At 63.3% G+C, this 13,127-nt stretch carries 7 protein-coding genes and 2 pseudogenes; 8 read left to right on the top strand and 1 reads right to left on the bottom strand.

Annotated features, from left to right (window positions below; translation table 11 throughout):
* Positions 1–23: 23 nt before the first annotated feature.
* The 8 genes and pseudogenes from biuH to OKW43_RS39205 form a co-directional block, all read left to right on the top strand.
* Positions 24–716 (top strand): biuret amidohydrolase, encoded by a 693-nt coding sequence (gene biuH / locus OKW43_RS39170; protein ID WP_018424443.1) that lies wholly within the window; start codon positions 24–26, stop codon positions 714–716.
* 2 nt (positions 717–718) lie between these two features.
* Complete coding sequence (locus OKW43_RS39175; RefSeq protein ID WP_429454037.1) at positions 719–2,353, top strand: ABC transporter ATP-binding protein; 1,635 nt, start codon at positions 719–721, stop codon at positions 2,351–2,353.
* A gap of 3 nt (positions 2,354–2,356) precedes the next feature.
* Complete coding sequence (locus OKW43_RS39180) at positions 2,357–3,355, top strand: formamidase (protein ID WP_429454039.1); 999 nt, start codon at positions 2,357–2,359, stop codon at positions 3,353–3,355.
* A gap of 5 nt (positions 3,356–3,360) precedes the next feature.
* On the top strand, positions 3,361–4,026 hold the full coding sequence (locus OKW43_RS39185; protein WP_429454041.1) for a cysteine hydrolase family protein: 666 nt from the start codon (positions 3,361–3,363) through the stop codon (positions 4,024–4,026).
* Positions 4,023–4,472 (top strand): oxalurate catabolism protein HpxZ, encoded by a 450-nt coding sequence (gene hpxZ, locus OKW43_RS39190; protein WP_429454043.1) that lies wholly within the window; start codon positions 4,023–4,025, stop codon positions 4,470–4,472. The genes OKW43_RS39185 and hpxZ overlap by 4 nt, the downstream gene beginning before the upstream one ends.
* On the top strand, positions 4,432–5,262 hold the full coding sequence (locus OKW43_RS39195) for a GntR family transcriptional regulator (protein WP_429454044.1): 831 nt from the start codon (positions 4,432–4,434) through the stop codon (positions 5,260–5,262). The genes hpxZ and OKW43_RS39195 overlap by 41 nt, the downstream gene beginning before the upstream one ends.
* A 70-nt stretch (positions 5,263–5,332) precedes the next feature.
* A complete protein-coding gene (locus tag OKW43_RS39200) occupies positions 5,333–6,592 on the top strand; it encodes an IS6 family transposase (protein ID WP_429454046.1) in 1,260 nt (419 codons plus the stop codon).
* 415 nt (positions 6,593–7,007) lie between these two features.
* Positions 7,008–7,359 (top strand): annotated as a pseudogene (locus OKW43_RS39205) (DDE-type integrase/transposase/recombinase); the annotation flags it as partial.
* A 352-nt stretch (positions 7,360–7,711) separates the two neighbouring features.
* Here OKW43_RS39205 and OKW43_RS39210 read toward each other — a convergent pair.
* A pseudogene (locus OKW43_RS39210) lies at positions 7,712–13,117 on the bottom strand (AAA family ATPase).
* Between the last annotated feature and the right edge of the window lie 10 nt (positions 13,118–13,127).

Here is a 13,127-nt window from a genome sequence, read left to right on the forward strand (position 1 = left end):
TTTCGTCTCACCGGGAGTCCGACATGGCCCGTTTCATCGAAGCCCGACCGTATCCGTGGCCCTACGACGGCGCGCTGCGCGCCGACAATACGGCGCTCATCATCATCGACATGCAGACGGACTTCTGCGGCATCGGCGGCTATGTCGACAAGATGGGCTACGACCTGTCGCTGACGCGCGCACCGATCGAACCGATCAGCCGCGTGCTGGCAACGATGCGCGAGCAGGGTTTCACCATCATCCATACCCGCGAAGGACACCGGCCCGATCTGTCGGATCTTCCCGCCAACAAACGCTGGCGCAGCCGCCGCGCGGGCACGGACGGTATCGGCATCGGCGACGACGGTCCGTGTGGCAAGATCCTCGTGCGCGGCGAACCGGGCTGGGACATCATCGACGAGCTCGCGCCGCTGCCGGGCGAGATCGTCATCGACAAGCCGGGCAAGGGCTCGTTCTGCGCCACCGATCTCGAACTCATTCTGCGCACGCGCGGCATCGTCAATCTGGTGCTGACCGGCATCACGACCGACGTGTGCGTGCATACGACGATGCGCGAAGCGAACGACCGCGGCTTCGAATGCACGGTTCTCGCCGACTGCTGCGGCGCGACCGACAAGGGCAATCACGACGCGGCACTGAACATGGTGCTGATGCAGGGCGGCGTGTTCGGCACGGTGTCGGATTCCAGCGCGCTGATCGCGGCGCTCGGACGCTGATCATGTCGACGCTCGCCAGCATGAAACCGCTGTCGTCACACACCGGCGCGCTCGGCATCGAGGTGCTCGGCGCGAGCAAGCGCTTCGGTGCTTTCCGCGCGCTCGACGACGTGACGCTCAAGGTGCGCGCAGGCACGCTGCACGCGCTGCTCGGCGAGAACGGCGCGGGCAAGAGCACGCTCGTGAAAGGTCTCGTCGGTTATGGCGTGCTCGACAGCGGCCAGATCGCCGCGGACAGCCGCGAAGTGCGCATTGCTTCGCCCCGCGATGCCCAGGCGCTCGGCATCGGCATGGTGTACCAGCATTTCACGCTGGCGGCGGGTTTGTCGGTGGAAGAGAACCTGCTTCTCGCGCGTGGCCGGATGCCGTGGAAAATCGACTGGCAAGCCGAACGCAAGGCGCTCGGCGCGTTCATGCGCGGCATGCCGTTCCGGCTCGCACTCGACACGCCGGTGTCGAGTCTCGCGGCCGGCGAAAAGCAGAAGCTCGAAATATTGAAGCAACTGTATCTGCGTCAGCGCTTCCTGATTCTCGACGAACCGACCTCGGTGCTGACGCCGCAGGAAGCGGACGAAGTGCTGGGCCTCATGCGCGATCTCGCGACGCGCAGCGAACTCACCGTGCTGATGATCACGCACAAATTCCGCGAAGTGATGGCCTACGCGGACGACGTCACGGTCCTGCGCAAGGGCCGCTTAGTCGGCAGTTGCGCGGTGCGCGACACCGACCGCGACCGCCTCGCATCGTGGATGATGGGCAGCGACGCCGGTTTCGACGCGCGCGCGACGGCCGGCATCGATGACGTGCGGCCCGCGCGCCGGCCGCTTGTCGCCGATGCGCCGGTGGCGCTCGAACTGTCGGCGCTGACGGTGGTGGACGATCGCGGACACGTGGCGGTGCGCGATGCGTCGCTCGCGGTGCGCGCGGGCGAGATTCTCGGCCTGGCGGGCGTGTCGGGCAATGGCCAGAAGGAGCTGATCGAGGCGCTGGTCGGCCAGCGGAGCGTGCGATCGGGCGACATGCGCGTGAAGGGAGAAGCGTACCGCGCGACGCGCGAAGCGATGACGCGCCTGAAAGTCTTCGCGTTGCCCGAGGAGCCGCTGCGTAATGCGTGTGTCGCGAATCTGAGCGTCGCGGAAAACCTCGCGTTGCGCGACTTCGATCGCGCGCCGTTGCGCGCGGGCGGCTGGCGGCTCAACCGTCGCGCGTTACGCGAACGCGCCGAAAAGCGCGTTGCCGAGTTCAACGTGCGGCCGCCGGTGCCGGAGCGCGCGATCGGCACGCTGTCGGGCGGTAACGTGCAGCGCGCGGTACTGGCTCGCGAACTCGGCCAGCCGGTCGATGTGCTGATCGTCGCCAATCCGGTGTTCGGCCTCGACTTCGCGTCGGTGGCCGATATACACGCGCGCATTCTCGCGGCCCGCGACGCGTGCGCGGCGGTGCTGCTGGTGAGCGAAGACCTCGACGAATTGCTGGAACTGGCCGACCGCATCGCAGTAATCGCGGAAGGCCGGCTCGTTTTCGAAACCGCAGTGGAAAACGCGGACCGCGTGGTGCTCGGGCGCCACATGGCGGGCCACAACGACGATCGGCAACCCGAAGCGGCGGACACTGCCGCCGCCTTTCATGGAGCATGACAGATGAGTTCGAGTGGACTCGGCGGATTGAACCGCTCGCCCGCGGGCGTCGTAATCGGCCTCGTGCAATTGCAGAATCCCAATGTAGAAACGCCCGCGCAGCTCGCGGCGCAGACGCAGCGCGTGGTCGAACTGGTCGGCAAAGCGCGGCGCAACAACGCGGCGATGGATCTCGTCGTGTTTCCGGAATACGCGTTGCATGGCCTTTCCATGCGCACCGACGACGCCATCATGTGCAGCCTCGACGGCCCCGAAGTGGCCGCGTTCAAGGCGGCGTGCGTTGAGCACCGCATCTGGGGCTGCTTTTCGATCATGGAGCGCAATCCAGGCGGCAATCCATACAACAGCGGACTGATCATCGACGACCAAGGCGTGATCCAGCTCTACTACCGCAAGCTGCATCCGTGGGTGCCGGTCGAGCCGTGGGAGCCGGGCAATCTCGGCGTGCCGGTCTGCACCGGGCCGCGCGGCGTGAAGCTCGGCCTCATCATCTGCCACGACGGCATGTTTCCGGAGATGGCGCGCGAAGCCGCCTACAAGGGCGCAGAAGTGATTCTGCGCACGGCGGGATACACCGCGCCGATCCGCCACGCGTGGCGCATCACCAATCAGTCGAACGCGTTCCAGAATCTCGCGCAGACGGCGAGCGTCTGTCTGTGCGGCAGCGACGGCACGTTCGATTCGATGGGCGAGGGCATGTTCTGCGATTTCGACGGAACGGTGATGGTGGAGGGCAGTCATCGCCCTGACGAGGTCATCGTCTGCGAGATGCGGCCCGATCTCGTGCGCGAGGCGCGTATCCATTGGGGCGTCGAAAACAACATCTATCAGTTCGGACACCGCGGCTACGTTGCGGTGAAGGGCGGCGCGCAGGATTGCCCCTATACGTTCATGCATGACATGGTGCGCGGCGAATATCGTTTGCCTTGGGAGGCCGAGGTGCGCGTGACCGATGGCACTCCTTGCGGCTTCGCACCGCCGGACCGCACTTACAAGGGTTGACTGCGATGCCGACCGTCAACCAGGCGTTACCGTCGCCGTTCGCGTTCGAGCCGTCGAAGACGGCGCTCGTCGTGATCGACATGCAACGCGATTTCATCGAGCTGGGCGGATTCGGCGCGGCGCTCGGCAACGACGTGTCGCTGCTCGCGGACATCGTGCCGGATGTCGCGCGGCTGATCGCGCATGCGCGCACCCACGGCTGGCACGTCGTGCACACGCGCGAATCGCACGTGCCTGATCTGTCCGATTGTCCGCCGGCGAAACGTCTGCGTGGGCAGCCGAGCGCGCGCATCGGCGACAAAGGGCCGATGGGACGCATACTCGTGCGAGGCGAACCGGGTAATGCAATCATCGACGCGCTCGCGCCGCTTGAAGGTGAACTCGTGATCGACAAGCCGGGCAAGGGTGCGTTCTACGCGACGCGGCTCCGCGAAGAGCTTGCGATGCGCGGCGTCACGCATCTCGTGTTTGCGGGCGTAACGACTGAAGTGTGCGTGCAGACCTCGATGCGCGAAGCGAATGATCGCGGTTATGACTGTCTCGTGATCGAAGGCGCGACCGCGAGCTACATTCCCGCGTTCAAGGAAGCAGCGCTGGCGATGATCCGTTCGCAAGGCGGCATCGTCGGCTGGACTGCGACGCTCGAACAATTGCTGGAGGCCGACGCTTGACCACATCGCCTGTCATCAACGACCCGGCGATCGTCGCCGAAGTGACCACCGTGTTCGAAGCCTACGAACGCGCGCTGGTCGATAACGACATCGACACGATGAACGTGTTGTTCTGGGACGCACCGGAAACGGTACGCTATGGAATTGCCGAAATCCAGCACGGCGGCGAGGAGATTCGCGCGTGGCGGGAATCGTGCGTGCCGGTGCCGGCTTCGCGCAGACGGCATCGCACGGTCGTGACGACGTTCGGCCGCGACTATGCGACGGTCAGCACCACGTTCACCAGCGACGCGACGCCGCTCGTCGGCCGTCAGATGCAGTCGTGGGTGCGGCTTGGCGCGCACGATGCGCCGTTCGGCGGCTGGATCGTCGTTGCTGCGCACGTGAGCCTGATCGACGCACCCGATGTGCCCGACGTGCAAGCCGCCCACGGGAAACGCGGATAATGTCGGGACGAATTGCAGGAGACTGGTCATCGAACCCAAACGGCTGACCGAAGCTAAAGACCCGATCGACGAACCCGACTACGTGGCGCCTGATGCGTCGAAAGTCGTCTATGGGGCGAACCCGCTTGCCGAGCAGGTGTATCTGCAACTCAAGCAGGACATTTTCGACTTCCGGCTGTTTCCGGGCGATCGCTTCTCGGAGACTGACATCGCGCAGCATTACGGCGTGTCGCGCACACCGATGCGCGACGCGCTGTTCCGTCTGCTACGCGAAGGCTATCTGGAAGTCGGCTTCCGGCGCGGCTGGAAAGTGTGCAACATCGACTTCGAGCGGCTCGATCAGCTGTACGACCTGCGCATCGTGCTCGAACTGGCTGCTATAGAGCGTGTGACGAGCGGCTCGAACAATCGCGCGATCGACGCGCTCAAGGCCATCTGGTGCGTGCCGCGCGACGCACGCGAGACCGATCCGGCGCGCATGTTCCGGCTCGACGAAGGCTTTCATCGCGGGCTGGTGGAAGCCGCGGGCAACACCGAAATGCTACGCGTGCATAACGAAGTGACCGAGCGCATTCGCATCGTGCGACGCCTCGATTTCCTGAAGCCGCATCGCACCGACGCAACCTACGACGAGCACGCCACGATGCTCACGCTGATCGAACGCGGAAAGCTCGCCGAAGCAGGCATTATGCTGCGCGCGCATGTGACGCAGAGCAAGCTCGAAGTCCGCAAGATCACTGTTTCGATGCTCGCGCAGGCGCGGGACAGCAAGTTGCCGTTTGTGAGTTGAGGGGCTCCGGTGCAAATAGCGCGCGTGCGAATCGGTTAAGGTGTCGGCCTGAACAAATTGAGAGCCGACGATGAGCAAACTGAAGAGCCTGGACGAACTGTTCGCAGGCCGTCACTTTGACCGTGAAGTGATCATTCTGTGTGTTCGCTGGTATTTGCGCTACAAGCTTAGCCTGCGCGATCTGGTCGAAATGATGGCGGAACGAGGTCTCTCGCTGGCGCACACGACGATCCTGCGCTGGGTGCGGCGCTATGCGCCGGAGTTCGTTAAACGGTGGAACCGCTTTGGCAGGCCCACTGGCCAGTCGTGGCGCGTCGACGAGACTTATCTCAAACTGCGCGGCAAGTGGGTCTATCTTTATCGGGCGGTGGATCGGGCAGGCCAGACGGTAGACTTCATGCTCAGCGCCAGGCGCGACGTGAAGGCGGCAAAAGCCTTTTTCAAAAAGGCAATCAAGCATCAGGGGCAGCCACCGAAGACCATCACGCTCGATGGTTATGCGGCCTCGCATCGCGCTGCGCGCGAAATGCAGGTCGATGGCTTGCTGCCTGAGGGGACACGGTCCGATCCTCGAAATATCTCAATAATCTGGTCGAGCAGGACCACCGCAATATCAAGTCCCGGACGAAAGTCATGCTCGGTTTCAAACGTTTCAGGAACGCAGCGATCACTCTCTCAGGTATCGAATTGGTACATCGTATTCGCAAAGGCCAATTCAGCCTCGCGAAGCTCGACCTCAAAGATACCGCTGCGCCCGCAGTTTGGAAGGCCGTGCTGTCTGCTTGATGAGGTCTCCGTTCTACAGAAATCTCGTCCAGACCGTCTATTTGCACCGGAGCCCTATGTCGCAGGCGACGGCGCTGGAATCGGCGGCGCAAAAGCTGCGTGCACACGCGGTGAACTTGCTGCTATCGGCGTCGCGCTTTCCTCGGGCGCACTGTCGGCCGGGCGCGCAAGCGAGCTTGCAGCGCCGCTGCGTCGGCGGCTCGCACATGAGCTGGCGATGCGGCCTCTGCTTGATTCGATCTATCGGCCGCGTACGGAGATTTTCACGCCGCCCGATGAGACGATTGTCTGTCGCTGTGAAGAGGTAACGGCTGGCGATGTGCGGCTGGCCGCGGAACTCGGCCAGCCGGGACCGAACCAGCTAAAGGCGTTCACGCGCGCGGGCATGGGCCCGTGTCAGGGCCGTCAATGCGGCTACACGGTTGCCAATTTGCTTGCGTCTGCGCAATGTCGCTCTGTTGCTGCGGTTGGTTTCCAACGTGTGCGGCCCCCACTAAAGCCGATAACGCTCGCGGAGCTCAGTGCATTTGACGAGTCGTCATGAGGGCGCGTAGCCATGCCTCGGGGCTCTCGACGTGGCAATGAGAGAGTATGGTGCAGACGTTTCAGGTCCCGGAAAGGTGAGCATGTCGCGAGACTAATCGGATTTCCCCCTTTCTGAGACGCCTACTCGGCCGCATTCTGCGCTGCCGATCCCGGCATGAAGATAGCGCTCGGCGAACGGTATTCGGCGTTGTGCTGCGTGTGCCTGAACGTTGTTTGTATTCTCTCGAAGGCGTCGCTGCACACGGCGCCCATCGTCGAGGAAGCGGAAGCGCTCGCGTCGCACGGCATCTACGTGAAGTTCGAGGGCGAGAAGGCGCCGACAGAGCCGCAGCGCTACGACCTCGTGCCGGTCGCCGTCGGGCGCAGCCCGAACGGCAAGAAGATCGGCGCCGAGAAGGCCGGAGTCGCCGTCACGAATCGCGGCTGCCGCGTGTCGCTACTTCGAGAAATCCATCGATCAGAACGGCGAACCGGAGACCATCGCCGTAGACAAAAGCGGTGCCAATCTGGCCGTGCTGCAAGTGATCAACGCCGAACGGAAAACGCCCATCAAGGTGCGCCAGGTCAAATATCTGAACAACGTTGTCGGACAGGACCAGCGCGCGATCAAACGTATCGTCAAACATGATGGGTTTCTAGGATTTTCGTTGCGCCCGCATCATCCTGTCGGGCATCGAACTGATGCATATGATCAGGGAGGACCAAATGAAAGATGCTGGCGCAGAGCGGACTGTTGCCGAGCAATTCCATTCGCTCGTCATTTGAGCATTCCCGACCATAGGGGACTTACTTATCCTGCCGCCCTTATTGCGACACAACCCACCGGATCTTCGTATGCAGAGCATCTCCGTCGCGTATTTCGCGGCAAATCCATTGCGTGTGCGAAATCAACGAGGTAACCCAAAATCCGTCGACCGGTCTCTGAACAAGGTCTCACCTGCGATCGCTCCGGTTTTATCTCGACAAAGCCGATTCGCTTACTGCGATTACCAGAACCGTTCCGATCCGATGCCTAATTGACCAAGCGCCGGATTGGTCGCAACGGTTCATAACCGCACACCCCGTTGGCGCTGTTTAGTAGCCCCTCGGGAGTCTTTTTGAAACCGGTTCTGGACGACTACGTTGGCACCCCCTTATGAACGGGAAGACATACCTTGATCGTAGTGCCGTTTCCCGGCGAACTGACAAGATTGATTTGGCCACCCAGCATCAGGACGCGCTCCTCCATCCCCGCCAGCCCGAACGATCTCTTTCTGGTCGCCAGAGGATCGAATCCTTTTCCGTCATCCCGTACTTCCAGCAGACAGGCATCCGGCGTTCGCTCGAGCGTGATGGTCACCTGCATGGCCGCAGCGTGACGGGCAACATTGGTCAGCGCCTCCTGGGCGACGCGAAACAGCACGATAGCGCGGTCCTCGCTCAGCACGAGAGTCTCGTCCTGCACGCGGAGGCGACACACCGTGCACGGATTCCGGTTGAATTCGGCAGCGAGCCACTCGAGCGCAGCCACAATGCCTGCGTCGAGTGCAGCAGGGCGTAGCGACGCGATGACGCCCCGGACAACCTGCATGGTGGTGTCCACCAGGGAGGTCAATCCCCGGGCCTGTTCGACGAGCTGAGGGTGGCCGTCGCCAAACTGCATAGCTAATACCGACGCCCTCATACGAAGCGCGGTGAGGTGTTGCCCCAGTTCGTCGTGCATTTCCCGAGCAATGTGCTTGCGCTCTTCCTCCCGAGCCGTCTCGCGACGGGAGGTGAGTTCCCGCAGCATCTCGTAGGACTCGCGCAAGCGGTGCTCTGCTTTCTTGCGGTCCGTCAGGTCGAGCACGAAAGCGACACCCTCGTTTCCGCCCTCGTCGAACGTGGCGACGCCGATCAGCACGGGCACGCGGCTGCCGTCTTTCCGGAAGTACTCCTTTTCGAACGGTTCCAGGCGCCCAGTCACTTTCTGTTGTGGTATCCATTGACTCAGGTCACGGGCGAGCCATTCTGGTGGCGTGAGGTCCATCCAGCGTAGCCGGCCCGCCATGAGGTCCTCGCGCTCGTATCCCACGATGCGCAGAAACGCGTCGTTGGCCTCGAGAACGTGACCATCGAGATCCCATATGAAAATACCGATGATGTTGGCGTCGACAAGGCGCCGGATCTTCGCTTCGCGTTGTTCGAGTTCGCGGTACAAGCGGGTATTCTCGAGCGAAGTCGCCGCCTGGGAAGCAAGGAGCCGAAGCACCGCAATCCGGGCCGGCGCGAAGACGCGCGTGGTCAGATTGTTTTCGAGGTACAGCGCACCGATGAGCTTCGCCTGATTCATCAGGGGCAGGCAGAGAATGGAACGGGCGCGTTGCCCACGGATGTAAGGATCGGAAGCAAACGGGGGCTCGGCTGCGGCATCGTCGAGCATGACGCTCTCCCGGGTGCGCAGGACATAGTGAAGGACCGACTCCGGCAGCACCGTCGCGGTGACGGGCTCGTCGTACAGCTGCACGTTGAACGTGTCGCCGCCGGTCGTAGCTGCTGCAGCGATGCGCTGCTCACCGCAGCGTGGCAGAATCAACAGGCCGCGCTCGGCGCCGGCCTGTTCAATCGCCGTGCGCATGAGCGTCTTGATCAGCTTGTCCAGCGCGATCTCGCCCGACACAGCCTGCGACACCTTGATCACAGTGGCGAGGTCGAGGTGTTCAACCGTCGTCGCGATTGTGCTCGTCGGGGCGGGCGCGGACTTTCCAGTCCTAAGGTGCGGATACGCTTCCTCGAGTTGCCGTACCTTCCCGTCGGCTCCCCAACGCAGGTAGCAGTAGCAGGCGTCCTGCAAATACACACGGGCAATTTTCTCAAAACCGTGTGCCGCGTAGAAGCGGGACGCAAGTTCATTGGCGAGCGCCTCATTGTGAGCAAAGCCGTTTGCCTGGGCCGAGCGAATAGCCTGTTCGTACAGACGCTCAGCATCGAAATTGCGCCCCTCCAGGCGAGCGACTTCCGCACCGACCAGCGCGGCGCGGTTCTCGAAATTCTCCGGACAGTTTTCCGCCCAGATCTCCAGTTGCCTGTGATGCGCAGCCACAGCGTCCAGGTGCTGCGGTCGCTCCTCGGCTGGTGCGCAGGCGCACCAGGCGGCTCGGGCCAGTGCGGCGTAAAAGTGATAGTCGGCATCCTCGAGGTGCGCGGATGAGATCCAGAGCAGCCGTTGCGCCTTCGATGCGGCGTCCATGGCCGCCGCATAGTCGCCGGCCATATAGCGCGCCTGCAATTTCCGAATCCAGTACCCACACGCAGCCAGCTTCAAGGCCGGATTGCTGGACAAATGCTGTTCGATACGAAGCTCATTGAACTGCCCGTCGTCAAGGCAGCCGAATTTCAGCGTCAAGCCACGGAGCATCCGGATCAATGCGAGCCGCGCTGCGATGATGTCGATGACGAGGCCGAAGCGCGCCTTCTCGACGAACGCGAGGCCACGTTCGCCTTCGCCTTGCACCTCGGGCAGAGGATCGCCGGCGAAGAGCAGGTCCGAGTTGAGACCGTCGCACGAATAGGCTGCATGCGTGAGGTCTCCGATCCGGTTCGCCGCGTCGAACGCGCGGCGCAGCAGATCACAGCAAGCACGCACGTGTTTCATCCAGGGCACGACGAAAACCGCGAAGCAAAGATAGGTGCTCGCCTCGAAGCGTTTTAGTCCACGTCGTTCGGCCAGCTCGAAGCCGAGCTGGCCGAACCGGAATCCGGCCTGGTAGTCGCCGAAACGCGGTCCGGCGATCCTGGCGAGCATGACATAGGCGACGCATGAAGCATCGCAGTTGCCGACTTCGAGGCTTAGACTGACCGCCTTGCAGTTCGCCAGGGAAGCCAGGTTCGCATCGGTAAACACGGCCGGCGGCAAGAGCTTACTCAGAAGCGCGACGGTCGCGAGGGAGGCCGGGTCCTTCATCAGTGGCAGGTCGATGAGATCCTCGATGGCCCGGCCCCGAAGCAGTGACCAGACGCGCGCGTATTCGCGTCGCACCTCGTCATCTTGCGGATGGGGTGACCACTCAATACCGACAAGCCGAAGGTAGTCAAGACCCACAGCGACCGCGCGGCCGCTCTGATCCAGGGTCGTGCAGACATCCATGTGCAGGCATGCAATCTTGGCTTGTTCGACCGTTGTCGTGGCGCGACTAGACAGCGCCGCCAACCGCTCTTCAGCGACAGATAACTGGCCCGTTAAGAATTCGCAATCAGCCCGGTTCAGCTCCAGCGCAAAGATCAGCGCATGCCGGCGCTCCCAGCAATCGTCCTCCAATAGTTCAGCACCGGTGACGAGATAGGTGAGCGCCGAGGCATAGGCTGTCGACCCCTTGGCGCGCTGGCCCGCGAGCAGGTTGAGCTCAGAAAGTTGGTCCCGTTCCTCTTGTTGGGTGATCAGCGCGGCACCGCGGTTGAGCTGACCCACGATCTCGAAGATCGCCTCCTCCCGCTGCTCCGGCGGCGTCTGCGCGGCGAGCAACCGCCCGATCCGCAGATGGCCCTCGGCGCGTGAGGCTTCCGGGATCAGCGAATAGGCGGCTTCCTGAATCCGGTCGTGAACAAACCTGTAGGAGCCCTCCAGCCGCTCGACCAGTCCCTGCTGGACCGCCGGCCACAACGACGCGTGGGCCTGCTTTGTCGAAGTTCCGAGAACGATCGCAAGCATCGCGATCGCAGCGACGTTGCCGAGACAGGCGAGCTGCAGCAACGCCCGCTGCGTTTCGACTGGCAAGCGAGTTAGCTTGCCAACCATGAGGTCCACGACATTCTTGGTGTAACCCTGGGCATGAATGCGAGCGAGATCCCAGCGCCAGCACGCCGCGTCATGATCGAAGCGGAGCAACCCCTCTTCGGCGAGCGCGTAGAGAAACTGAATCACGAAGAACGGATTGCCGGCGGTCTTCGCATGGACCAGCTGCGCCAGCGGCGCGGCGCGTTCCGGCTCGCCGTGAAGGGCATCCGCAATCAACTGCTCCAAGTGCTCGCGAGCGAGCGGCGCGAGTGTGAGCTCCTGCACCTGCGCTCCTGCTAGGCGGATCGCATCGAGCTTGCGCGTCAACGGATGAGCGGCGTCGACTTCATTGTCGCGATACGCGCCGATCAGCATGAGATGCTGCAGGTCAGACCGGGTCAGCAGATCCTCCAGCAGATCGAGTGTCGCCGCGTCGAGCCATTGGAGATCGTCGAGAAACAGCGCCAGCGGATGTTCGGGTCGGGCAAAGACACCCATGAAGCGCCGGAACACGAGCTGGAAACGGCTGTGTGCCTACTGCGGCTCAAGCTCCGGGACCGGCGGGGGGGCCCCGATGATGAGCTTCAGTTCGGGGACGAGGTCGGTCATGAGCCGCGCATTGGGCTCCAGCGCTTCCAGAAGGGCATCACGCCAGCTCGCCAGCTCCGTGTCTCGCTTGCCGAGCAGCGGCCGCACCAGGCCTTGAAACGCCCGGACCAGCGTCGCATAGGGAATGTCGCGCTTGTACTGGTCGAACTTGCCGGAGGCGAAGAGCCCGCGCGACGGCACCAGCACCTTGTGCAGTTCATTGACGACGGACGACTTGCCGATGCCGGAATAGCCGGAGACGAGCACCAGTTCGGGCGCACCGCGCTTGACGACCCGATCGAACGCGGCAACCAGGGTATCGACCTCGCGTGCTCGCCCATACAGCTTTTCAGGGATCAGCAGCCGGTCGGGCGTGTCGTGTTCGCCCAGCGGGAAGGCATCGATGCGGTGCTGACGCTCCCAATCGGCCAGGCAGCGTCGCAGGTCGCGCTCGACGCCGGCGGCGGTCTGGTAGCGCTCCTCGGCGGTCTTGGCGAGCAGCTTCATGACAACGTGGGAGAGCTGAGCCGGGACCGTCTCCACCCGTTCGTTGGGCGGCACCGGCTTTCGGGCGATATGGCAGTGCACCCATTCCATGGGGTCGGCGGCCGTAAACGGCAGCGCGCCGGTGAGCATCTGATAGAGCGTGACACCGAGCGCATAGAGGTCGCTGCGGGCGTCGATCGAGCGATTCATCCGTCCGGTCTGCTCGGGCGCCATGTAGGCGAGCGTGCCGGCGATGGTTTCGGGCGGCTCGGGCGGCTGCCGCTCGCGCGGCAGCCGCGAGGCAATACCGAACCCGGTGAGTCGCACCTGTCCGTCCGCGCAGTTCACCAGGACATGGGCGGGCTTGAGGTCCTTATGGACGAGGCCGCGCTGGTGGAGCTTGCCCAGCGCCGCGGCGATGCCGACGGCGAGGCCTACAACACGCCCTACCTCCATGGGCGCGCCGAGTAGCCGCTCGAGTGGCTCACCGCCCGGATCCTCGAGGACCAGCAGGGTCCGGCCGCCTTCGTGCACCGGCTCCAGCGGTCGCACTGCCCACGCGCCGTCCAGTTCATCCTTCAGTCCAAATTCGTGAGCGAGGCGATCCAGGCTGACGGGTGATGGGTGCTCGGCAGCGGGCCGCGCAATCAGTACGTTGTCGCCGCCATCGCCCTGGCGCCGCCCTCGACAGAAGACGCGCTCGTCATCCTCCCACAAGACCTCTCAG

Source organism: Paraburkholderia sp. WC7.3g, assembly GCF_050436345.1.
GTDB classification, from domain to species: domain Bacteria; phylum Pseudomonadota; class Gammaproteobacteria; order Burkholderiales; family Burkholderiaceae; genus Paraburkholderia; species Paraburkholderia podalyriae.

Excerpts from the sequence above, each read along its gene's own strand:
- biuH (WP_018424443.1), top strand. The coding sequence starts at position 24 with ATGGCCCGTTTCATCGAAGCCCGACCGTATCCGTGGCCCTACGACGGC.
- OKW43_RS39175 (WP_429454037.1), top strand. The coding sequence starts at position 719 with ATGTCGACGCTCGCCAGCATGAAACCGCTGTCGTCACACACCGGCGCG.
- OKW43_RS39180 (WP_429454039.1), top strand. The coding sequence starts at position 2,357 with ATGAGTTCGAGTGGACTCGGCGGATTGAACCGCTCGCCCGCGGGCGTC.
- OKW43_RS39185 (WP_429454041.1), top strand. The coding sequence starts at position 3,361 with ATGCCGACCGTCAACCAGGCGTTACCGTCGCCGTTCGCGTTCGAGCCG.
- OKW43_RS39195 (WP_429454044.1), top strand. The coding sequence starts at position 4,432 with ATGTGCCCGACGTGCAAGCCGCCCACGGGAAACGCGGATAATGTCGGG.
- OKW43_RS39200 (WP_429454046.1), top strand. The coding sequence starts at position 5,333 with ATGAGCAAACTGAAGAGCCTGGACGAACTGTTCGCAGGCCGTCACTTT.